The 23,146-nt window shown below is 70.3% G+C and carries 12 protein-coding genes; 8 read left to right on the top strand and 4 right to left on the bottom strand.

Features of this window, described 5'->3' with window-relative positions; genetic code table 11:
* Positions 1–8: 8 nt before the first annotated feature.
* The 4 genes from AMPC_RS12045 to AMPC_RS12030 form a co-directional block, all read right to left on the bottom strand.
* A complete protein-coding gene (locus AMPC_RS12045) occupies positions 9–902 on the bottom strand; it encodes a transposase (protein WP_248340993.1) in 894 nt (297 codons plus the stop codon).
* 128 nt (positions 903–1,030) lie between these two features.
* The gene (locus tag AMPC_RS12040) at positions 1,031–2,971 is read right to left on the bottom strand and encodes an ATP-binding protein (protein ID WP_248340991.1); all 1,941 of its coding nucleotides are present in this window, start codon (positions 2,969–2,971) and stop codon (positions 1,031–1,033) included.
* Positions 2,972–3,907: 936 nt separating this feature from the next.
* Complete coding sequence (locus tag AMPC_RS12035) at positions 3,908–6,925, bottom strand: multiheme c-type cytochrome (protein ID WP_248340990.1); 3,018 nt, start codon at positions 6,923–6,925, stop codon at positions 3,908–3,910.
* Positions 6,926–7,453: 528 nt separating this feature from the next.
* Positions 7,454–10,252: a hypothetical protein gene (locus AMPC_RS12030; protein ID WP_248340989.1), complete on the bottom strand. Its 2,799-nt coding sequence runs from the start codon at positions 10,250–10,252 to the stop codon at positions 7,454–7,456.
* Positions 10,253–11,111: 859 nt separating this feature from the next.
* Here AMPC_RS12030 and AMPC_RS12025 point away from each other — a divergent pair.
* The 8 genes from AMPC_RS12025 to AMPC_RS11990 all read left to right on the top strand — a co-directional run bounded on the left by AMPC_RS12025 (position 11,112) and on the right by AMPC_RS11990 (position 23,145).
* Complete coding sequence (locus tag AMPC_RS12025) at positions 11,112–12,530, top strand: cytochrome C (protein ID WP_248340988.1); 1,419 nt, start codon at positions 11,112–11,114, stop codon at positions 12,528–12,530.
* Between the two features lie 74 nt (positions 12,531–12,604).
* Positions 12,605–14,011 carry a YncE family protein gene (locus AMPC_RS12020; protein WP_248340987.1) on the top strand — a complete coding sequence of 469 codons (1,407 nt, stop codon included), beginning with the start codon at positions 12,605–12,607 and terminating at the stop codon, positions 14,009–14,011.
* Positions 14,012–14,049: 38 nt separating this feature from the next.
* Positions 14,050–16,188: a hypothetical protein gene (locus AMPC_RS12015; RefSeq protein ID WP_248340986.1), complete on the top strand. Its 2,139-nt coding sequence runs from the start codon at positions 14,050–14,052 to the stop codon at positions 16,186–16,188.
* Positions 16,189–16,216: 28 nt separating this feature from the next.
* Positions 16,217–16,789 carry a GNA1162 family protein gene (locus AMPC_RS12010; protein ID WP_248340985.1) on the top strand — a complete coding sequence of 191 codons (573 nt, stop codon included), beginning with the start codon at positions 16,217–16,219 and terminating at the stop codon, positions 16,787–16,789.
* On the top strand, positions 16,761–17,951 hold the full coding sequence (locus AMPC_RS12005) for a hypothetical protein (RefSeq protein WP_248340984.1): 1,191 nt from the start codon (positions 16,761–16,763) through the stop codon (positions 17,949–17,951). Before AMPC_RS12010 ends, AMPC_RS12005 begins: the two co-directional genes overlap by 29 nt.
* A 94-nt stretch (positions 17,952–18,045) precedes the next feature.
* On the top strand, positions 18,046–19,821 hold the full coding sequence (locus AMPC_RS12000) for a peptidyl-prolyl cis-trans isomerase (RefSeq protein WP_248340982.1): 1,776 nt from the start codon (positions 18,046–18,048) through the stop codon (positions 19,819–19,821).
* Positions 19,822–19,851: 30 nt separating this feature from the next.
* Entirely contained in the window at positions 19,852–21,807 is a 1,956-nt protein-coding gene (locus tag AMPC_RS11995; protein ID WP_248340980.1) for a cytochrome c3 family protein, read from the top strand.
* Positions 21,808–21,816: 9 nt separating this feature from the next.
* Complete coding sequence (locus tag AMPC_RS11990; protein ID WP_248340978.1) at positions 21,817–23,145, top strand: cytochrome c3 family protein; 1,329 nt, start codon at positions 21,817–21,819, stop codon at positions 23,143–23,145.
* The last annotated feature ends 1 nt before the right edge of the window (position 23,146 follow it).

Genomic DNA, 23,146 nt, shown 5'->3' with positions numbered 1-23,146 from the left:
CGCGTCCGTCACCCCGGCGCCGCGCAGGGTGCGCGGTGCTCGAGGCGGAGCTGGTAGGTGCCGGGAGGGAAGAGCACATTGCGCACGCCGGACCGCCAGGACGCCAGAGCCCGACGATAGCCATCGAGGAACGTGCGCCAGCGGCTGATGGCCTCGACCCGTTTCACCGGGTCGGCGGCGGCGAAGCGGGGGCTGAGCTTCCGCCGCGGCTCGCCGGTACCGGGCCGGCCGAAGGGGCTCTGGGCGAGCACTGCGGCCCGGCCCAGGAACCCGCGCACCTTTCCTTCGGTGCGCCGTCGCTCCGGGAGCTCGGTCATCGCTGACTCCACCCGGGCCCGCAGCTCCTCGGGGCAGGAGAAGCCGGGCGGAAGCGTGAGCTGCAGGGAGACCGACTCCGGCAGGGCGCCGCAGGGGTGAAAGAACACCTTTGGCCGGGCGGCCGTCAGGGTAGCGGTGCCGAGCTGCTCGGGGGACGACCAGAGGCCGGGCCAGTCGCGGCCGCTGCGCACCAGGCCGGCGGAGACGGGGTTGGCGAGGACGTAGGCGATCTTCCGGACGACGTCGTCGGAGTCGGCCTGGGAGACCGCGTTGTAGGACGCTTCCGCTGACCAGAAGCCCTCCCAGCGGCCGAGCGCGGCGTTGACCGCGCGGGCCACCAGGCCGTCCAGGTACTGCATGAAGGCGGGGAGGCGGGCGTGGGGGTCGGTGAGGACGAGGTGGTAGTGGTTCGAGAGGACGCAGAAGGCGTGGAGCCGGACGCCGTACAGCCTGGCCGCGACGGCGAGGACGTAGAGGAAGATGGCGTTGGTGAGCGGGGAAGGGCGCAGGAAGAAGCGGCGCTCGGAACAGCGGCGGGTGACGAGGTAGGTGGTGCCGGGGAGCACCTGGCGTGGCGCGGTCATGCGCGCCGGCAGGGCAGGAGTCGTGCCGCGGCGGACCGCAGTGCAGAGCGTGGTAGCGCGGCGGAAGGGGTCCGCAATCCGGTCGGGAGGTCCGCCAATCGGTTCTCTCGGTCGGGGCCGCCGGCGTTCTAGCGGCCCATGAGCATGGAGGCGATGAGCGCCCGCAGCTCCGACGGCACCACCGGCTTGTACATCCGCCTCCGGTCGCCCGCCAGGAACGCCTGGGCCCGCTCCGTGAACGCGCCGCCCGTGATGAAGACGATCCTGGGGACGAGGGCCGGGCACGAGGTGGCGAGCGCCGCCTCGAAGTCCACCCCATCCATCTGCGGCATCATCAGGTCACACAGGATCACGTCCCACGATTCGCCGGAGTGGATCCGCTTCAGCGCGTCGGCCGCGGAGCCCGCGACGGCGACCTCGTGGTCCTTGGCGAGGAGGCGGGCCATGCCGCGCGCCACCAGGGGCTCGTCGTCGATGATCAGGACCCGTCCCCGGGCGGAGGTCGGCGCCTCGACGGGGGCGGCCAGCTCCTGACCCTGGGCGGGCGCGACCGGCAGGCACACGCGAAACGTGCTGCCGTGACCGAGCTCCGTGGTGACCTCGATCGTGCCGCCCAGGGAGGTCACGATCCCGTGGCAGACCGAGAGCCCGAGGCCGGTCCCCGAACCGACCGGCTTGGTCGTGAAGAACGGGTCGAAGATCCGGGAGAGGTCGGCGTCCGGGATGCCGGTCCCGGTATCCCTCACCGTGAAGCAGACCCGCTCGCCGGCGACCGTGGCGCTCAACGACACCGTGCTCGAGCCGGCGTGACCCTCGGGGATGGCTTGCCCCGCGTTCATCAGCAAGTTGACGAGCACCTGCGAGATCTCGTGCTCCCCGGCCACGATCCTCGGGAGCTCCTCGGGGACGTCCACCCGGAGCTCGGCGCGCGCGGTCACCTCGTGGCGCGCCAGCGCGATCGCGGCGTCGACCTCGAGCCGCGGATCGACGAGGTGCCGCTCGGGAGAGCGGGGGGCTCTCACGAAGTGCCGAAGGCCCTTGACGATCTGCTTGACCCGCTCGGCGCCCGCCGCGGCTTCCCCGATGACCACGCGCAGCTCGCTCGCCGGGACCGCCGGGCCCTCGCCGGCCTCCGCTCGCGCGAGGGCGTCATCGACGAAGTCGAGGTTGGCCATCACGTAGGTGAGGGGGTTGTTGACCTCGTGGGCGACGCCCGCCGCGAGCGTTCCCACGCTCGCGAGTCGATCGGCGTGCCGCAGCTGGCTCTCGAGCTGCTTCGACTCCGTGATGTCGGTGATGGTGCCTGCGAGCATCACCGCGCCACCCGGCTCGTCCCTGAGGGCGCGCCCACACGTCAGCAACCAGCGCCAGGAGCCGTCCCTGGCCCGAGCACGATACTCCGCGCGGTACGAGGGACTCCGGCCCTCCAGGTGGGCCAGCTTGAGGGCCTTGCGTCGCTCCTCGTCGCCGGGGTAGCCGAGGGCCAGCCACGCGCGGCTGGTCGGCTCGATCTCGCCTGGCGCATAGCCGAGGAGCGTCCACGGCTGCCCCGCGACGAAGCGCCCCGAGGCGATGTCTTCCTCCCAGTAGTAGTGACCGGCGCATTCCAGGGCCACGTTGAGCCGCCTCTCGCGCCGGCGCAGCTCCAGGCCGGCCTCTCGCTCCGCGCTGATGTCGTCGAGCAAGACGACGGCCGCGTACGGCGCCGCCCCGGGCTCGGCCAGGGGAACGGCGTTGACGCGAACCCACCGGACGGCTGCCCCAGGCTGCGTGAAGCCCATGACGGCGTCGCGAGCGGGACGCCCGGTCCGGATGGCCTCGAACACCGGCCAGTCTTCGACGCGGTACGGGGTCCCATCCTCACGGATGGCGCCGATCCTGGGGTCGGCCGCCAGCTGGCCCGTCCCCGGGTCGCGGGTGATCCCCAGGATGCTCTCCGCGGCGGGGTTGCACTCCAGGATCGCGCCGGTCCGGTCCTTGAAGACGATGCCCGCGGTGACCGCGCTCACGACGGTGCGGAGCCGCCTCTCGCTCTCGACGAGAGCACTGCCATCGGACTCGAGCTTCACCGAGACGCCTCCAGCCAGACACGGATCGCGAGTGCCTTCGTCGGGACGTCCGGAGAGAGCAGCGAGGAGCCCTCGGGAGGTCGCCGGTGAATGGCGAGGCCTTGCACGCGGCGGACCACTCCCGTTACCTGGATTCACCAGCAATTCTGGCGAGGTCCACGCAACCCCTGGGCGATAGCGCGCACGGGTGCGGATGGTGCCCCATCCTGGGGAGGCGAACGCCGAGACTCGAGGCGCCGGCCTTGCCTCCTGCGGCGGTCAGCTCGCGCCAGGCGCAAGGGGAGGAGTCCGAAGTCCGGTCGAGAGGTCCGCGGATCGGTTCTCTCGGTCGGGGCGCGCCAGACTCGAGGCGCCGGCCTTGCCTCCCGCGGCGGTCAGCTCGCGCCAGGCGCGAGGGGAGGAGTCCGAAGTCCGGTCGAGAGGTCCGCGGATCGGTTCTCTCGGTCGGGGCGCCCCGCGCCAGCCGCGAGGGGAGGAGTCCGAAGTCCGGTCGAGAGGTCCGCGGATCGGTTCTCTCGGTCGGGGCGCCGCGGATCGGTTCTCTCGGTCGGGGCCGCCAAGTCCGGTCGAGAGGTCCGCGGATCGGTTCTCTCGGTCGGGGCGCCCCAACGCCGAGACTCGAGGCGCCGGCCTTGCCTCCTGCGGCGGTCAGCTCGCGCCAGGCGCGAGGGGAGGAGTCCGAAGTCCGGTCGAGAGGTCCGCGGATCGGTTCTCTCGGTCGGGGCGCCGGTTCCCTCGGTCGGGGCGTCCGAGAGGTCCGCGGATCGGTTCTCTCGGTCGGGACGCCCGAGAGGTCCGCGGATCGGTTCTCTCGGTCGGGACGCCCGCCCAGACCCGCCGAAACGCGGGGGCCCCGCGAGCAGCATCGCTCGCGGGGCCCCCGGTCACTGCTCCGAGCGAGGCAGGACGGAGCCCGCCGTCGCTCGGCTCAAACCACTACGGGAGCACCTTCATGACGATGTCGTTCCACTTGTCGGTGATGGTCTTCGGCGCCGCATCGGAGACCTGGCGGTAACCGAACGACGCGCCAGCGTGATCGTCGAACGCGTTGAGCGCGCCGGCCGCGTCCTCCTTGATGAGCTCGGCGCGGTGGCAGCCGCCGCAGGCCCTGGAGGCAGGGCCGGTGACGACGCTCGGCACGCCGTTGATCGCCCGGGTCTTGCCGGTGATCGAGGCGGAGGCCGACTGGATGCCGGGCATCGACTTCTTCTGGTCGGGCACGCCGTAGGAACCCGCGGTGTGGCACGACTCGCAGTTCAGCGTCGTGAACATCGGGTACGTGGCCGTGATGTGATCCTCATACTCGAGCGCCGCGACGGGATCCGCGAAGTTGACGTTCGCGATGTCGAACGCCTGGAACGAGTGGATCGAGTGGACGTACGAGTCGATCGAGCGCGACTGCATCTCGAGGTGCGACCCACCGGTGCCAACGAAGTGGCAGAGGCGGCAGCCGACCACGCCCGCAGAGCCGTAGCTCGGGCTGTGGAAGGTGGTGCCGAGCGCGTCGTGGCAGTTGTTGCACTTGGCCGCGTCGACGATGGCGTTGGCGCCCTTGCCGACGGTGTCCTGGACGACCGCGCCGGCGCCGAGGTCGTAGGTCACGGCCAGGCCGGAGATCGCGATCGAGGTCGAGACGGTGTTCGGAGCAACGCCAGTCACTAGCGTGGCGTCCGGCAGGAAGCCGACCTCGATACGCTTGACCGAGCCGTCCGAGAGCTTGGTAGCCCACGTCGACAGGTCGATGGTGACCGTCCAGTTGGAGTTGCCGGCCGCGGCGAGCGGGGTGACGTTGAGGCGCGCCGTGTTCGACGGCTTGCAGGGCACGCCGGTGGTCCCGCCGGTGCCGCGGAGGCAGGCGCCCTCGCTGAACTCGAGGTTCGGCGTCTTGTCCGAGAACTGGCTGCTGTGGCCGCTGACGACGAAGTCCTTCGTGTCGTAGCCGTAGAGGCTGGCCGTGACAGTCGGCTTGATCGTCACGTTGGACGGGACGTTGCTGACGCTGAACGCGAGCGTGAGCTTGTTGGACGCGAACGAGGTCGTGCCAACGGTCGTCTGCATGCTGGCCGAGTAGCGGCTCCCGTCGGCAGCGTAGATGGCCTTGTTCAGACCGGAGTGGATGTCCTTGAACAGCGGGACGTACGATCCGTACATGAACGGGCCCTTACCGTCGATCGCGCCGCTGGTTTGATCCACGGTGCAGTTGTAGTTGGCGTCACAGTTGACGTCCTTAGCGGAATCGCTGTGGCAGGCGGTGCAGGCCAGTTCGGTCTGATTCGGGGCGGTACCCTCGAGGACCGTGCCGTTCTGCCAGTTGAAGTTGTGGTACGCGAGCTTCTGACCCAGCTTGGCGCCGTCGGTCACGTTCGCGAAGCTCGGCGCCGCGGCATCGACCGGCGAGGTCGTCGGGTGGCAGCTCTTGCACACCTTCCCGTTGAAGTTCTGGTCCGCGGTAATGGTGGCGAGGTTACCCTCGTGGCAGACCACGCAGTTCGACATCTCCTGCGGGTACTTGATCTCGCCGGAGTGCGCCATGTGCGTGTCGTTCATCACGCTCGCGTTGTAGGCGTACTGCGCCTCGATCGCAGGGGTGTAGTTCTCCCCGTTGGCGGCGATCCAAGGGAAGTTGTCGTAGGTGAGCTGGAAGATGAAGTCCTCGCCCACGCGGGTGTCGGCGTGGCAGGCCTTGCAGGCCATGAAGTCGGGCAGGCCGGCCACGACGGCGGCGCGGTAACCGTGCTTCATGTACGGCGTCGGGTGGCACTTCTGGCAGCCCGCGACGTTGGCGGTGGAGGTGTAGGTCCACGGATCCGTCTGGCCGGTGGCCTTGAAGGTCATCGCGGCGCTCGTGACGTTCCCGTAGATCTTGTAGTTCTTGAGGTTCGGCCAGAGGGTCGGGTTCTCGGCGAAGTACGCGTAGACGAACGCGTCCGAAGCCTCGGGCGCGAAAGTCGCCAGGACCGGCGTGACGGGCGGGGTCGCCGGCGCCGGCGTCGCATTGTTCTTGGCCGTGAACGTGCCGGGCGTCGCGGTGGGCGCGAGCTTCGACAGCGAGAAGTACTCGACGACCTTGCCGGTGGCGCGGTCAAACCGGGCCGCGTACACGGTCTTCTGGCCGAGCTTGGTCACATCGCCCGTGTAAGGCTGACCGTTCTTGGTCAGGGTGAAGGTCACGGTCGCGACCTGCGACGTCGTGTTGGTGCTGACGCTGACGATGGACGCGTTCAGGGTGGCGTTCGTCGGGTGCGCGAACTTGTTGTAGAGCGCCTGGTGGTCCGCGCCGTTGTTGATGCCGGTGGTACCGGCAGCCGCGTGGCACTTGGCGCAGGACTCGAGACCGGCAGTCACGTTCGCGGCGTTGGCAGCCTGGTGGCACGGGCTGCAGGCCGGCGCGATGCCGGCGCCGAGCAGCGTCGGGCCGTGGCAGTTGGTGCACTTCGGGGCGGTCGCGTCGCCCTGGAGGAACTTCCCGAACGCGACACCGTGCTCCGCGGACGAGAAGACGGCCGCGTGGCCCGCCGAGCCTGCCTTCGCGAAGATCGCGATCGGGGCCGCGTCGGCCTTGCCGGTGAGCGTGCAGGTGGCGGCCGAGCCGGCGCAGTCACCCGCCCAGGTGATGAAGGTGAAGCCCGTGTCGGCGGTCGCGGTGAACGTCACGCTGGTGCCGTAGGGGTAGGTCGTCTGCTTCGGGCAGACGGCGTGGCCGGTGATGTATGTCGGGGTCGAGTGGAGGACGCCGTCAGCGTCCGCAACCGGGGTGCCCAGATCGGAGGCGCCGCAGTTGATCCGGCTGTCTGCCGAGGTGATCCAGCCGCCGACCGGCGCCTGGTAGATGTTGATGTTGAACGTATCGGTGTTCGCGCCCTTCTGGCCGGACGAGGCGGAGGAACCGCTCCTCCCGCATCCGGAAACGGCCACGGCACCGATGAGCGCCAGTGCCAACGAGATACGACGCATGTGCTGTCTCCCCAGTGGCACGCGCGACGAGGCGCGTGCCCTTACGTTCGCTGCGGTTTGCTGCCGAACCCCGGGTGCCCACCCGGTGTTCGCCTGTATCCCGTGGCCGTGCTGGTGAGTCGGGGAGCGGCTTAGCAACGAACGTGCCCCGCGCGGTGACGGCGCAAACGCGCGGGTTGCCACCGGAAACTCCGGAAGGGGGTGGCGTCGTGTCTTGGGGGATTTGCCGCATGGGCTGGGGCGCGCGGAGGGCGGTGGCTCGACAGTGACTCCGGGTGAACTTCGCAAGAACGGTCGGGAGTGGCTGGGGCGCAAACGCCACGATTCGGGCTCGGCACAGGGCGTTCCTGCCTGTCCCGTTCACTTCGGAACGAACCGAGCTCGGCTCGCGGGCCCGCGGGAGGCGTCGCGGACGAGGACTAGTCCATCGGAGGGACCGACCCTCGCGCGAAGGGGTCATTCACTCAGAATGAAAAGGCCCCCGCGGACGGATCCGCGGGGGCCGGACTACAGGTATGAGCTACGAGCTCACGGGCGGGTGATGAGCGTGCTCCCGCCGACCCCGCTGATGCAGAGCGAGTCGTGCGCGTCGCACGGCAGCACCGCGGCCGCATCGAGGTCCATGATGGAGTCGATCAGCGCCTGCGCGACGTAGTCGTAGTTGTGCGCGTAGGCGCCCGGCTCCTTCTGCGACCACTGGTAGTTGAAGACGGCCTTGGCGGTCTTGGCGTCCCACTTCGACCCGTAGCCGGTGGTCTCCGTCGCGTCGCACTGGCCGCCGGGGTGCACCGTGCCCACGTACCAGTACGGATAGGCGCCGCCGGCGTAGCAGACCGCGTTCTGGCCGCCGGCCACCTGGTAGGCGTTGATCTTCACGAGCAGCTCGGCGGCCAGGGCGGCCACGTTCGCCTTCACCGGCTCGAGGCGGTGGTCACCGTGCGAGCCGTTGGTGTGGCAGCCGTCGCACGCCAGCGTGTTGGGCACGCCGTAGTACGTCCCGCCGGGAACCGTCGTGGCGAGATCGATGCCGAAGCCGTGCTGCGTGCCCTGGGGGTTGTGGCAGCCGGTGCAGCCGCCGCCGTGCGGCGAGCCGTACGGGCCGGGAGCGGCGCCCGTCGTGCCGTAGAACACCGGCGTGGTGGCGTAGGTCTGGCCCGGGTACTCGTACAGCATGTGGGTCGTCGAGCCGAACATCACGCCGGCGGCGCCGAGGTAGTGGGGGTTCTTGAAGGAGACCGAGAACGTCCCAGGCGTCTTGGTGCCGATGGCGAGGTCGATGGTGGTCTTGTTCTCGCGGCCGGTGTGGCAGGAGGCGCAGACCCGGTCCTTCGCGTTCGGGAAGACCGTCGCGGCCAGCGTCGTCTGCTGGGTCGGGTCGGTCTTGGCCGGCGGGAAGTAGAGGGTCGTCACGTCGGTGCGCATGCCCTTGAAGTTCGCCGCGCTCGCGTTCACCGCCACGTGGCAGGTGGTGCACTGGAAGCCGGTGATCGACGGGGTGGTCAGCGCGGTGTTCTGGTTGGCGATGAAGTTGGTGAGGCCGGCCTGGGCGCCGTGGCACTGGGAGCAGGCCGCCGGGATGGTGCCGGTCGAGTTCCAGTCGGTGAACGCGTCGGAGCCCGCCGCCTTGACCTCGGAGCCGCCGAAGTGGCCCTGGAAGCTGCGGACGCCGTTGAACGGCACGGCGTTCACGCCGAGGGCGGCGTTGAGATCGGTGATGGCGTCGTAGAGGATCTCGATCGCATAGCGGGGGTTGTGCGCCCAGGCGCCGAACTCGGTCGAGGCGAACTTCAGGTTGTAGGCGGCGCGCATCAGGCGCGGCGTGAAGGCCTTGTACGCCGCGGCCGCGGTGAGCTCGGCGGAGGAGCAGGCGCCGGAAGCGCCGGTGTGCTTGAGGAAGTACGGGTAGGTGGCGTCGTCGAAGCAGATGCCCGGCTGGGCGGCCACGTTCACCGCGTAGGCCTGGATGGCGGCGAGGAGGGTCGCCTTGAGGCCGTTGATCTCGACGTCGAGACCCTCGACCTTGCCGTTGCCGTCGATGTCGCCCTCGAAGCCGTACTGCCGGTTGGCCTCGAGCTCGGCGAAGTTCGCGACCGGCGTCCCGTCGGCCTTGAAGTGGCACTTGCCGCAGGTGTTCGCGCTCACGACGCCGGCGACCTCGCCGGTGTGCACGTCGTGGCAGGTGTTGCAGCTGGCCACCCCGCCGTGGAGGTTCTGGCCGGTGTAGATCTTGCCGGCGTACTGCGCCCAGCCCTGGGCCACCGACCCGTAGATGGTGGCGGCGGCGCCGCGGTAGTGCGGGTTCTTGAAGCTGGTGCCAGCCGCGTTGATCTGCGCGTCCGCCGCCGTCGTCCCGACGAGGGTGTTCATGCTGACCGTGGACTCACGCGCCTCGTGGCACTGGCCGCAGAGGGCGGTGACCTTGTCGGTCGTGACCTGCACGCCGGAGGGGAAGGTGAGCTTCGTCACGCCGGCCGAGAGCGGGTCGGTGACGCTGTTGTGGCAGGTCTGGCACTGCAGCGAGCCGGTGGCGTAGGAGTTCGCGACGCCGGTGCCGGCCACGAGGGTGTTGGTGGAGAGGAACGTGGTGCCGAGGTAGTCGGCCGACGGGCTCGACTCGGTGGGCGCCGCGAGCGCGCCCATGTAGTCCTGGAAGCCCTGGCTGGTGTGGCAGCGCTGGCAGGCCTGGCTCCAGCCGGAGGGAGCGTGAATGCCCCACGCCGCCGCGGTCGTGTCGCCGTGGTTGCCGAACGGATTCGCCGTGGCGCTCTTCACGTCGTGGCAGGTGAAGCACGAGGGCGCGATGCCCATGCCGGTGAGCGCGGCGCCGTGGCAGTTGACGCACTGCGGAGCCGTCTTGTCGCCGGCGGCGAACGCGGCGTAGGCCGCCGAGTGGGTGGCAGGGTCGAGGAAGTTCGTGTGACCCTGCTGCCCGGCGACGGCGAAGATCGCGACGACCGACTTGTCGCTGCCCGCCGTGAGCGTGCAGGTGCCGTTGCCGGTGCAGTCGCCGCCCCAGCCCACGAACGCCTTGCCGGCGAGCGGCGTGGCGGTCAGCACCACCGTGGTCGCGGTGGTGTTGGTGGAGTCGGTGTACCAGCTGTAGCGGGTCTGCCCGTTGGTGCCGCAGGCGGTCTGCCCGCCGCCGCAGTTGATCTTGCCGTCGGCCGAGGTGATGGTGCCGGCCGTCGGCGCGGTGAAGATGTTGACGTAGAAGTACGCCCCTCCAACTCCCTTTGCCGTCCCGGCGCTCGAGGAGGACTTGCTCCCTCCGCAGCCAGTCACGGCGATGGCGCTCATGAGCGCCAGTGCCAGCGAGATACGACGCATTTGCCTTCTCCCCATGGTCACGCGCGACGTGCGCGTGCCGTGCGTTCACTGCTCGTGCTTTGGAGCGCCGGGGGCCCAACCCCAGCGCTCGCGGTATCCCGTGGCCGTGCTGGTGAGTCACGGGGTCGCCAAGCAGCTTTCGTGCCCCGTTGGAACTAGTCCTATTTTCGCGGGAATCAAAAGTTGAGCACTAAGCCGGGTGGGGTAGGGCTGGGGCGGGAGACGCAGCCTGTCCCAGGGGGGTGGGGGTTTTCGCGCAATTGGCGCAATGACCCACCGTCATTGCCTGGAAGCGTGCCTGGCCAGGGCCGTCGGCGTGCATCCGGAGCTGGCGGAGGGGTGGCCGGAACGCGCGGGGTTCACGGAGCGGAACGCCTCGGGGAGCGTGCGAAGCGTGGCGATCTGGAGAGCCGTCCACCGCGCGCAGGTCGGCACCCGCCCACCGGCGGATTGGAAATTGCGCTGGGATGGCGTCCGGATAATTGCGGCGCGACTCACGGGCGAGCCGACCGGCGGCGGGAACGGAATGGTCCCGGCGCGCCGACATTCAGGCGGGATCGAGGCGTGTGGGCGCGTGAGCGCGCAGGTGGGAGTTCTCGGACGGTCAATGGCGCGGTTTCCCCTGTGTCAATTCCCCAATCCTGCGTGAACTGACCCATTTCTGACGCGTCACTTTTGGTGTTTCGCCCGGAATTTCGCACCTTACCGCCCGGCACGGTCGTTGCTGAGCTGCCTGGCAACCGTGCCCTGCTGTTGAGCCGAATCCGCAGTTCGTTTGGGGAAGAAGCTCAGCGAAGTTCCTGCAATCACCCGACACCGATCGCTGGGGCGATCGGTGGCGTTGCTTGGGGAGTATCAAATGAGAATCAGGATGCAGTGGGCGGCGGCCATCATCGCCGCCTTCGCGTTCGGAGCGAATGCTCAGACCGCGGTCACGGGCAAGGACGTCACGGCAACGGGCTGGTTCAACGGAGTCGCCACCTCGAAGACGGGCACTTTCCACGCCGGCGGCGTCGCCGCCTGCGACGGCTGCCACGTGATGCACAACGCCTCCAACGGCGTGGCGCGCTCGACCAAGGTGAACCCCTGGAACGACGCGGTCCCGGCGTTCCTGCTGCAGGGGGCGGATCAGTCCTCCACCTGCCTCATCTGCCACGGCGATACGACGGCGGGCGGCAGCACCAGGCCCTATGTGATCGTCAACACCGGTCCGGCCACCGATTTCGCCAACATGAACTACTCGCCGGGCGGCGACTTCGGCTGGCTCCTGCGCGGCGGCAACGCCTCGGACGTCCAGAACCGTCACGGGCACAACATCGTCGCCGCGGACTTCGTGATCCCGGCCGACACGCTGCTGACCGCCCCGGGCGGCACGCTGTCGTTCGACGCCACCGGGCAGAAGGTCTTCTCCTGCTCGAGCTGCCACGATCCGCACGGCCGCACGCGCATGCAGACCGATGCGACCGGCACCACCTGGAACTGGGCCGGCCCGACCGCTCCGGGCAGCGACAACACCGCCATCACGGCCCCGATCTACTCCTCGGGCTCGTACGGCAACCTGCCGGCCGCTGGCCAGGCTATCGGCGCCTACCGCCTCCTCGGCGGCAAGGGCTACGCTCCGGCCTCCAACCCGGCCTCGCCCTTCACCTACAACCCGCCGGTGGCCGTCGCGCCGACGGACTACAACAAGGCCGAAACGGGCGCTGGTCTCGATCGGTCGAAGGAAGTGCGCGTCGCCTACGGCAACGGCATGGCGGAGTGGTGCCGCAACTGCCACACCAACATCCACATGGACAACTACCTGTCCGGCGCGCTCGGCGGCACCGGCCTGAAGCACCCGGCCGGCAACAACGCCTCCCTCAAGCCCGGCCAGTTCAACGTGTACAACACCTACGTCTCGAGCGGCGTCTTCACCGGGACGGGTGACCAGTACACCTCGCTGGTGCCCTTCGAGAGCGCGAAGATCATCTCGGTCACCGGCAACAGCGGCGCCGTGTCCGATCTGGGCAAGCTGGCGAACCCGGCGGCGAACAACATCTTCACCGCCACCGACAAGTCGAACGTGACCTGCCTCTCCTGCCACCGCGCCCACGCGTCTGGCTTCAGCAGCATGGTCCGCTGGAACAACGACGACACGTTCATCACGAACGCGAACGCGCTCGTCGACACGCAGGCCCGCGGCGCGACGGCGCTCCAGGCCGCGTACTACGGCCGCACGGCGACCGACTTCGGCGCCTTCCAGCGCTCGCTGTGCAACAAGTGCCACGGCAAGGACTAACCTCCTGCTGAGGGTCGTATGATGGGGGGAGCCGCGCGAGCGGCTCCCCCTTTTTACGCTGAGAGGACGGGACCATGCGCTGGAGCCTCCTCGCCTGCACGCTCGCGCTCGCCGGCTGCGCCCTGGCGGGAAGGCCGCCCGTGAGCGCGCCGCCGCTGGACGGCGAGGGTCAGCTCTACGTCTACCTCCTGCCGCTGGCCCACGAGGCGGGCCGGCTCTCCTTCCAGATCGACGGCGCCGCGGCGCTGCTCGAGAGCGGCGAGGCGATCCCGCTGACGGTCCTCGGCCCCGAGGTCGGCGGCGCCGAGCAGCCCGCGCCCGAGCGGCTCCTCGCGCAGGGACGGCTGCCCCGAGGCAAGTACGTGGGGCTCGCGCTCACGCTCTCCCGGCCGCGGCTCCAGTCTCCGGAGGGCCGCACCGACCTGCTCCTCGAGGCCAACCCGTCCCGCGCCGACGTGGGCTTCGAGCTTCGCTCCGGCCAGGCCCTCGCGCTCGAGGTCTCGCTCGACGTGGCGACCTCGCTGGAGGCGGGCTTCCGCTTCGATCCGCGCTTCCACGCCGCCGTCCCCGCGCTCACCCCGGTGGCGCTCGTCGGCGCCTGCGTCAACACGCGCAGCAACGACCTCACCCTGTTCGACCTCCGCACCAAGCGCATCGGCGGCTACGTCGCGCTCGGTCAATCGCCCTACGGGCTCGCGCTCGACGCCGCGTCGAGCCGGGCCTACGTGGCGCTCGGCGGGGAGGACCGGCTCGAGGTCCTCGACCTCACCCGGGCCGACCGGGTCGCGCAGATCGCGCTCCGCGCCGGGGACGAGCCGCGGGAGCTGGTGCTCCTCCCGGACCGGCGGACGCTGCTCGTCGTCAACTTCCGCTCGCGGACGGCGAGCTTCGTGGACGGCTTCTCGACCATGGAGCTGGGCCGGGCCGACGTGGGCGAGGCGCCCTGGTCGGTGCTCCTGCTGCGCTCGGGCAACCGCGCGGTGGTGGTGAACCGCCGCTCCAACTCGCTCAGCGTCATCGACCTCGCTAGCCGGACGGTGGTGGCCACCATCCCGACCGACCCGGAGCCGCTCTTCGCCCAGACCAGCCGCGACGGCACGCGCCTGTACGTCATTCACGCCGGCTCGCCGTACATGATCGAGTACGCGCTCCCCACCTTCGCCCTCACGCGCCGGATCCTGGTGGGGCTGGGCGCGACGGGCGTCGAGGTGGACTCCCGGACCGACCTCGTCTACGTGGCGCGGGGCGGGGACCCGCGGATCCAGGTGTTCGACCCCTTCTCGATGCTCCCGGTGGACACCTTCGAGTTGCCGGGCTGGGTGTCGCGCATGGCCATCGACGCCGTCCAGGATCAGCTCTTCGCGCTGATGCCGGGGAAGCGCGCGGTGGCGGTCCTCGACCTCACCAGCCGCCGGCTGCTCTCCACCATCGACGTCGCGGACGATCCTTACGAGGTGAAGCTCGCGACGGAGCGATACTAGGCGCCATGAGCTGGGGGGCTCGAGCCGCTTGCCGGTGGTTGCTGGCGCTCGCCTTGGCGGCGGGCGCCTTCGCGGCGCGCGCCGACATCCTCAGCCTGTACCTCGAGCCGACCTACAGCGTGACCAGCACCGACACGACCGACCAGGCCGGCCGGACCACGCACCTCGACTCGCGCTCCCTCCTGCAGAACTACCGGCTCACCCTCGACGAGCGGCTGAGCCCGGCGCTCTCGCTCACCGCGGGCGGGCTCTTCCGGGACCAGCGGACCTGGAGCGACGGGCCCACCGGCTCGAGCCTCGACGACGACCGGGCGCGAGGCGTCTACGGCCGCCTGACGCTCACGCTCCCGTACCTCACGAGCGGCCTCAGCTACGACCTGCGCGACGAGGCGACCTACGGCTCTCCCCGGGTGGTGAACGAGACCTGGTCCGGCGTGGTCGGGTGGCGCCCGCTGGAGCTGCCGCAGGTGACGCTCCAGGTGACCCGCGGGCACGTCTACGACGTGGAACGCGCGCGGATCGACACCACCACCACGGCGGCGCTCCTGTCCGCGCTCTACACGCCGGCGCCGTGGGACTTCAAGTACGTGCTGAGCTGGAACCGCCCCGACGACGCCATCGGCGGCACGGTCTCGAACTCGATCGACCAGACGGCGCAGGCCACCTACAGCGAGCGGCTCCTCGAGGACCGGACCACCGTCTACGCCTCGCTCACCCTCCACAACCAGAACGTCTCCACGAGCTACGTGGGCACCGGGACGATCACCCAGCAGCAGCGTCCGCTCTCCGGGCTGTCGCTCGTCGACGTCTTCCCGGCGGAGCCCGGGACGGACACCCTCTCGCCCAACCCGGCGCTGGTGGACGGGAGCCTCACCACCGGCGCCTCCCTCGACATCGGCTACGGCCCGTCGCTCGCCGGCGACCGCAACCTGCGCGAGATGGGCGTCCAGTTCGCGGACGCGGTGACCCCGGTCAACACCGTCCGGGTCTGGGTGGATCGCAAGGTCCGCGCGGAGGTGGTCGGGAGCTACACCTGGTCGGTCTACCGGAGCGACGACAACCTGAAGTGGACCGCGGTGCCGATCACCGGGCCGGTCACCTTCGACTCCTTCGAGAACCGCTTCGAGCTCCCGATCCAGAGCACGCAGGCGCGGTACCTCAAGGCGGTCACCGCCCCGCTCGTCGCCGGGAGCACCCTCGACACCACCCTCGCGAGCGTCCTCGTCACCGAGGTGCAGACCTTCCTCGTGCTGCCGGCGAGCGCCGTCCCGCGCGAGCGGACCACCTCGAGCGCCGCGCTCAACGCCAGCGCCACCACCCTGCTCTGGCGGCGCGCGAACCTCACCCACGACGTGACCGTCTTCCTCGCCCGCCAGGTCTCGCCGGACGTCACCACCTACGGCGTGTCGAACGGCCTCGGGGCGTCGCAGCGGCTCTCGGCCACGCTCCAGGCCACCGAGCGCGTCGTCCGGCTGGACTCCGACGCCGGCACCGGACACACCGGCCAGACCCAGTGGAACGCGGGGCTCATCTGGACCCCGCTCCCCACGCTCACGAGCTCACTCATCTACAGCGGCCAGTACGTCGAGTCGGCCGGCGCGCTCACCGACACGATCAGCGCCTTCGCGCGGGCCGACCTGTGGGAGGGGCTGAGCGCCCAGGCCAACGCGGCCGGCAGCGTGGTCAACGACGCCACCAAGGACACCTGGACCGGCACCTTCAACCTGACCGCCTCGGCCGTGCCGAACCGGTTCGTCTCCTTCACGCTCGGCTGGCTCTCCTCGGTGAGCCGGGTCTACTCGTCGGAGTCGGAGGAGCCGATCGACTCCGAGTCGGCCCGGGTGGACGCCAGCGTCGCCTTCCACCCGACCGACGCCCTTTCCGGGAGCGCGACGGTGTCCAGGACGCTGGTCGTGCCGAGCGGCAGCCCGAGCACGCTCGCGACGGTGCAGCTCAACTACTCGCCGTTCCGCGGCGATCTCCAGCTCTCGGCCGGTTACGCGAGGACGCTCGACACCGCGTCGGACACCACGACCGAGATCTTCACTCCCGCATTGCGCTGGATCATTCGACGCAATGTCACCTCCACGGCCAGCTACACCATCCTGCACACCACCTCACCCGTGCAGGAGACGCGATCGCGCACCCTGTCCGTGGGACTCAGCATCCTATGGTGATCAAATGGTGTATTCTCCACGCATCGTCATGTCGGTCGTGAGATCCAGGCTCGCGGTGCCATGGCTCCTGCTCGCGCTCCTCGCCGGCTGCGCGAAGCACCGCCCGTATCACGATCCGAACATGGACTTCTCCGGCGTGAAGACCGTCGCCGTGATGCCGTTCTGGAACCTGACCCAGAACCAGCAGTCGGCGGACCGCGTCCGCGAGGTCTTCTCCAACGCGCTCCTCTCCACGCGCGCCGTGTACGTGATGCCGAACGGCGAGGTCGCGCGCGCCATCTCGCGCGTCGGGCTCACCTCGTCCTCGTCCCCGACCGCGGAGGAGATGGCGAAGCTCTGCCCGATGCTCAAGGCCGACGCGGTGATCACCGGGGTGGTGAAGGAGTACGGCGAGGTCCGCGCCACCTCGGCCGTCTCCAACGTGGTCTCGGTCGGCGTCCAGATGCAGGAGTGCGCGACCGGCAAGGTGGTCTGGGCGGCCACCTCCACCAAGGGCGGCGTGACCTGGGCCGCGCGGCTCCTCGGAACCGGCGGCGGCGAGCCGCTCAACGACGTGACCGAGGACGCGGTCGATGACCTCCTCCGGAAGCTCTTCCAGTAAGGCCCTCGCGCTCGGGCTCTTCGCGGCGGCGGTGCTGGGAGGGTGTCGGGGGGCCAGGCCGGCCGCCGTCACCGCGCCCGCGCCGCTCCTCGTGCTCTACCCGGTGCTGAACCTCAACGGTGGCCCGGCGCCGTCGAAGGAGCTCACGGCGGCGCTGCGCGCGACCCTGGAGAAGCAGGGGCTCCCGCTCGTCCCCGACATCGCGGTGATGAAGGCGCTGGCGAGCCGGAGGCTGCGTTACACCGGCGCGGTCGATCGCGAGGCGGCGACGGTGCTGCGCGAGCAGACCGGCGCGACCGGGATCATCGTGCCGACGCTCGAGCTCTACTCGGCGCTGCCGCCGTACCGGTTCGCGCTGACGATGCGGCTCGTCACCACCGACCCCGAGCCGGAGATCCGCTGGCTCGACGCCTACGCCGGGACCGGGAAGGACCACCCCGGGCTCCTCGGCGCCGGGATCCTGGGCAGCATGGAGCGGGTGCGCGACCGCGCCTTCGAGCAGCTCGCGGCCTCGCTCGCGGCCTCGCTCCGGGCCCCCGTGCCCCGCGCGCCGTGCGGGGACGGCGGCGCCATCCGGCCGAGCCGCTCCTACAGCGCGCCGTTCCTCTCCGACGCGGCGCGCCGCACGGTCGCGGTGCTGCCCTTCGTGAACGACACGCAGCGGCGCGACGCCGGCGAGATCGCCGCGCTCCGCTTCCTCGGGCCGCTCATCGCCTCGGGGACCGTCCGCGTCCTCGAGCCCGGCGTGGTCCGGCAGGAGCTGCTCACCTACCGCTTCGGCGCCACCGGCGGCATCGGGCTCGACGACGCCCGGGCGCTCCTGGAGCTCCTGAGCGCCGACCTGGTCCTCTCGGGCACGGTCCGCACCTTCGCCGACGCGTCCGGCACGACCGGCGCGCCGAGCGTCGCGCTCGGCGTGTACGTCCTCGACCGGCAGACGGCGGAGCTCGCCTGGTCCTCCACCTCGAACGCCACCGGCGAGGACGGCGTCTACTTCTTCGGCGTCGGCCGGGTCAGCACCGCCAGCGCGCTCACCTGCCGGATGGCGCGCGGAGTGGTGGACGCGATGCTCGGTGACCGGCCCAAGCTCCCCGATTCAGGGCCTCTTCCCGCAAAGCCTGCACGGGGGACGATGGCCCGCGCGGCCAACGAGATTCCTTGATCGCCGCCAGGGAAGAAAGAGCAGGATTCAAGGTAGGTTGAGCAGCACGCGGGGTGTAGTTCCACCGGTATTTCACGGCTGGTCACCTGGGGGCATGATGCGTCTCACCTCGATCTTCAACGGCCTGCTGCTCGGGGCCCTCCCGCTGTTCGCCGCCGCGTCGCCCGGCACCGGTAAGGCGCCCGGCGCCGCCGCCATCCTCCAGACCGCCCCGTCCGGCGCGGCGGATTGCCAGGTCACGCCGGGTGAAGGGGGCGAGCTGCGCGCCCCGCTCTTCTCGCCGAAGACGGCCGGCTGTCCCATCGCGCGCGTCGCCGGCGAGGACGACCCGGTGCTGCTGGGGGAGCTCGCCGACGCGCTCGGCCAGGCCCACATGGCGGGCAAGTCCGGCGCGCGCCACGGCGCCAGGCCGAAGGACATGGACTACAAGCCGACCCTCGACCGGCTCGTGGACGTGCGGCTCCTCGCGCTCGAGGCGAAGACGATGGGGCTCATCGACCAGCCCGACGCCCGGTCGGCGCTGGAGGCGTTCAAGGCCACCACGCTGCGCGGCATGCTGCAGGGGCAGGTGACGGCCAAGGTGAAGCCGGATCCGGCCGAGGTGGACAAGAGCTTCAAGGCGGCCGTGAAGCAGTGGAAGATCCGCTCGGTGATGTTCAAGCAGGAGGCCGAGGCGAAGCGCTTCCGCGAGGACCTCGCCAAGGGCAAGGGCTTCCCCGAGCTCGCCAGGGCCGCGGTGGCGGCGAAGAAGGCCGAGGGCGGCGAGCCGGGCTACGTGTCGGGCAAGAAGCTCCTGCCCGAGCTGGCCCACGCGACCGCCAGGCTGAAGCAGGGCGAGGTGAGCGAGCCCGTGAAGACCACCGGCGGCTGGGTGGTCCTCCGGATCGAGGGCGAGCGCTACCCCAAGGACGCGAAGGCGCTCGCCGAGGCCCGCGCGGCGTCGCTCTCGTCCCAGCAGTTCAAGGCGATCCGGCGCTTCTACCAGGAGCTCGTGAAGAAGTACGCCACGGTGGACGAGCCGCTCCTCAAGCAGCTCGACTTCGAGGCCAGGGGCGAGGCCGGGTTCCAGGCGCTCGCGAAGGATCCGCGCCCGCTGGCCCTCATCCGCGGCGAGCGGCCGCTGACCATCGCCGACCTGACCGACGACCTCTCCAAGAAGTTCTTCCACGGCCTCGACGGGCCCATCAAGGAGCACCGGGTCAACCCGCTCAAGGTGGACACCTTCGAGACCCTGCTCGGCGCGCGGCTCTTCGCCCGCGAGGCGGCGGAGCGGAAGCTGGACCAGACCGCGGTGTTCCGCGCCAAGGTGCGGCAGTACGAGCGGGTGCTCGCGCTCAACGTCTTCGTCGAGAAGGTCATCGTGCCCGGCGTGAAGGTGACCGAGAACGAGGCCAAGGCGCGCTACGAGAAGCAGAAGGGCGAGCTCACCGTGCCGGCCATGTACCGGCTCGACGGGCTCGGGTTCAAGGACCGGCGGACCGCCGAGGGGGCCGTCCAGAAGCTCAAGGGCGGCACCGACCTCAACTGGATGCGCGCCAGCGCCGACGGCCAGCTCGACGCCGAGAAGCAGCAGCTCCGCTTCGACGGCAAGGTGGTGAGCGCCAACGGGCTGCCGGCCGGCCTCGCCAAGGTCCTCTCGGGCGCCAAGAACGGCGAGTACCGGCTCTTCTCGAGCGCCGACGGCGCCGAGCACTACGCGGTGCGCGTGGTGGAGCAGGTGCCGCCGAGCGTCCAGCCGTACGCCGACGCGCGCGAGAAGCTGGCCCGCGAGCTGGAGAGCGAGAAGATCGCGGCGGGGCTGCGGGACTACGCGGCCAGGCTGCGCAAGGTGCAGAAGGTGGACGTGCTCATCACCCGCATCGCGGGGTGAGCCGCTGCAACGGGAGTGGAGATGCACGTCATGCGTAAGCCCATGTCCTGGGGCGCCGGGCTGGCCGTGGCCCTCGCGGCCGCGGCGCTCTCGGGCGCGCCCGGCCGCGCCGCGGCGGAGCAGTTCAAGCAGAAGCAGTGCCTCGACTGCCACACCAAGGTCGCGGACAGGTACGCGAAGTACAAGTACGCGCACGCGGCGGTGAAGGAGAAGAAGTGCGAGGAGTGCCACCTGCGGCACGGCCTCGTGCCGAAGCTCCTGCTCAAGGAGAGCGGCAACGACTTCTGCTACCGCTGCCACAAGCGCGACGCCATCGGGATGGACAGGCCGAACGTCCACCCGGTGCTCAAGAACGGCTCCTGCCTCTCGTGCCACGACGCGCACGGCTCCGACTCCCCGCACATGCTCAAGGCGGCGGGGAGCGCGGCCTGCTTCGGCTGCCACGACAAGAAGCCCTTCCAGCGGAAGGTCGTCCACGCGGTGGTGGCCAGGGAGGGCTGCGGCGCCTGCCATCTCTCGCACGCGTCGGCGCAGCGCCGGCTGCTGAAGGCCGAGGAGGGGGCGCTCTGCGCCGGGTGCCACAAGCCCGACGCCGCGCCCTTCAAGAAGGCCCACGGCGGCTACCCGGCGCGCGCCTGCAGCCGCTGCCACGATCCGCACTCGGCGGAGGACAGGAAGCTGCTCAAGGCCTCGGTCCACTCGGTGGTGGCGAGCGGCTCCTGCGCCTCCTGCCACCTGGCGCCGACCACCCCCAAGCCGTTCCTGGTGCAGGGCGAGCTGAGCAAGCTCTGCGCCAGGTGCCACGAGCCCGCGAAGCTCGACAAGGGCGGGCCGGTGCAGCACGCGCCGGTGAAGCGGGGCGAGTGCCTCTCCTGCCACGACCCGCACGCCTCGGAGAACCCCAGGCTGGTGAGCGCGGCGGGCAACCAGGTCTGTCTCAACTGCCACCCGCAGCAGGGCCAGAGGTTCGCGGTGGCCCACAAGGTGGTGCAGGACGGCCGCGGCTGCCTCAACTGCCACGCGCCGCACGCGAGCAAGGAGAAGAAGCTCCTCACCGCCGCGCCGGCCGCGCAGTGCGCGAGCTGCCACTCCAAGTTCGAGAAGCGGATGCGCGGGCTCAAGGTGGTCCACGCCGCGCTCGACCGGGGCGACTGCACCCGATGCCACGATCCGCACGGCTCGAGCGTCACCGGCATGATGAACGCCCGGCAGGACAAGGTCTGCCTGGGCTGCCACGCCGACCTGGAGCAGAAGTTCGCCCGGACCTTCACCCACCGGCCGGTGGCCGAGGGGAAGTGCAGCGCCTGCCACGACGGGCACGCCTCCGACAACCGCAAGCTCCTCAAGGAGGAGGGGGCGCGGCTCTGCCTGCAGTGCCACGCCGCGCTGATGAAGGACGTGGGCGCGAACAACCACAAGCCGTACATCGAGGGGCGCTGCCTCGACTGCCACGAGGCGCACGCCTCCAGCCACCGCGGGCTGCTCAAGCAGGACCAGAAGGCGCTTTGCTTCAGGTGCCACGCCAGGCAGGCGCGCGAGGACAAGGAGTCGAAGACGGTCCACGCCGCCTTCGGCAAGGGCGACTGCACCAAGTGCCACAACCCGCACAAGGCCGGGCTGAAGAAGCTCCTCCTGGCGCAGACGCCCGACCTCTGCTTCGGCTGCCACAAGGACATGGCGGCCGGGCTGAAGGAGAAGACCAAGCACGCGCCGTTCTACGGCTGCGGCAACTGCCACCAGCCGCACGCGGCGGGCCAGCCGAAGCTGCTCAACCAGCCGGTCCACCAGCTCTGCGACGGCTGCCACGACACGAAGGACGACCACTTCAGGTCGGCGCACCTGTCGATCGAGCCGGCCCGGATGGCGTGCACGAGCTGCCACACCGCGCACGCCTCCAAGGACACCAAGATGTTCAAGTCGAACGTGCACCCGCCGTTCGCCGCGCGTCAGTGCGACGGCTGCCACGTCACCGAGAAGAGGAAGTAGGGGCGCACGATGCTCGTCCAAACCATCGTCCTCGTCGCGACCATCACCCTCGGGGCCGCGCCCGCGCCGGCAGCGAAGCGCGCGGTGGCGGCGGCCGGGAAGGCCAAGAAGGCCCGCTCCTCGGGCGTCCCGGCTTCGCCGGGCGGCGCCGGCTTCAAGCTCAAGCCGGGCGGCAGCGGCAAGGTCTGCCTCGAGTGCCACGCCGACTTCGAGCCCCGGCTCAAGAAGGCCTCGGTCCACACGCCGGTGAAGAACGGCGACTGCACCGGCTGCCACAACCCGCACGCCTCCGAGCACGCCAAGCTCCTCGACGGCACGCCGCAGGGCATCTGCCTCAACTGCCACGCGGGGGTCCTGCGCGCCGCGCCGAGGAGCACCCACAAGCCGGTGGCCGAGGGGAAGTGCACCGGCTGCCACGACCCGCACGCCTCCGCCTTCAAGGGCAACCTGGTGAAGGACGGCAACGAGCTCTGCGCCTCCTGCCACAAGGCGATCGCCGAGGCGGCCGCGACCGCGAAGCACAAGCACCACCCGGTCGAGAAGGGCTGCTCGGTCTGCCACGACCCGCACGGCTCGCAGGCGGCGCCCGCGCTGCTGCGCACCGACGTGCCGGGGCTCTGCCTCAACTGCCACAAGATCGAGTCGCCCGCGCTCGCGAAGAAGCACCTCAACTACCCGGTGAAGACCACCCGCTGCACGAGCTGCCACGATCCGCACGGCTCGAACGCCGAGGGCATGTTCCTCGCCAACGCGCACCCGCCGGTCGCCCGCGGGCAGTGCGCCATGTGCCACGAGCCGGCCACCTCCAGGACCCCCTTCAAGACGCGGCAGGCGGGGGCCGAGCTCTGCCGCGGCTGCCACGCGCAGAAGATGACGGCCATGCTCGAGCACAGCCGGGTCCACCAGCCGGTGGCCGAGGGCGCCTGCCTCTCCTGCCACGGGCCGCACGCCTCCAAGGACAAGGGGCTGCTCAAGGCCAACGCGGTCGCGGTCTGCGGCGCCTGCCACGCCGACACCATCCGGCGCCAGGAGGGCTCCAAGACCAAGCACCGGCCCATCGCCGCGGGCGACTGCTACAAGTGCCACGATCCGCACGCGGGCGAGCTGCCGCTGCTGTTCAAGAACGCGAACGGCATCGAGCTGTGCGGGAGCTGCCACGACTGGCAGAAGCACTCGTCGCACCCGATCGGCCCGAAGGTGAAGGACCCGCGCAACGCCAACCTGACGCTGGCGTGCCAGAGCTGCCACCGGGCCCACGGCTCCGAGTACAAGAACATGGTGCCCTTCGCGAACGCGACGGCCCTCTGCACCAACTGTCACGAGAACTTCAAGAGGTAGC

The sequence above is a fragment of the Anaeromyxobacter paludicola genome (genome assembly GCF_023169965.1).
GTDB classification, from domain to species: Bacteria; Myxococcota; Myxococcia; order Myxococcales; family Anaeromyxobacteraceae; genus Anaeromyxobacter_B; species Anaeromyxobacter_B paludicola.
Note: the sequence above shows the minus strand (reverse complement) of the source record. Positions and strands in the feature narration are given on the sequence as shown.

What these genes read in the sequence shown, in the direction of transcription:
- AMPC_RS12010 (WP_248340985.1), top strand. Translation starts at nt 16,217, where the DNA reads ATGTCGGTCGTGAGATCCAGGCTCGCGGTGCCATGGCTCCTGCTCGCG.
- AMPC_RS12045 (WP_248340993.1), bottom strand. Translation starts at nt 902, where the DNA reads ATGACCGCGCCACGCCAGGTGCTCCCCGGCACCACCTACCTCGTCACC.
- AMPC_RS12005 (WP_248340984.1), top strand. Translation starts at nt 16,761, where the DNA reads ATGACCTCCTCCGGAAGCTCTTCCAGTAAGGCCCTCGCGCTCGGGCTC.
- AMPC_RS11995 (WP_248340980.1), top strand. Translation starts at nt 19,852, where the DNA reads ATGCGTAAGCCCATGTCCTGGGGCGCCGGGCTGGCCGTGGCCCTCGCG.
- AMPC_RS12020 (WP_248340987.1), top strand. Translation starts at nt 12,605, where the DNA reads ATGCGCTGGAGCCTCCTCGCCTGCACGCTCGCGCTCGCCGGCTGCGCC.
- AMPC_RS12000 (WP_248340982.1), top strand. Translation starts at nt 18,046, where the DNA reads ATGATGCGTCTCACCTCGATCTTCAACGGCCTGCTGCTCGGGGCCCTC.
- AMPC_RS12025 (WP_248340988.1), top strand. Translation starts at nt 11,112, where the DNA reads ATGAGAATCAGGATGCAGTGGGCGGCGGCCATCATCGCCGCCTTCGCG.
- AMPC_RS12030 (WP_248340989.1), bottom strand. Translation starts at nt 10,252, where the DNA reads ATGCGTCGTATCTCGCTGGCACTGGCGCTCATGAGCGCCATCGCCGTG.
- AMPC_RS12035 (WP_248340990.1), bottom strand. Translation starts at nt 6,925, where the DNA reads ATGCGTCGTATCTCGTTGGCACTGGCGCTCATCGGTGCCGTGGCCGTT.
- AMPC_RS11990 (WP_248340978.1), top strand. Translation starts at nt 21,817, where the DNA reads ATGCTCGTCCAAACCATCGTCCTCGTCGCGACCATCACCCTCGGGGCC.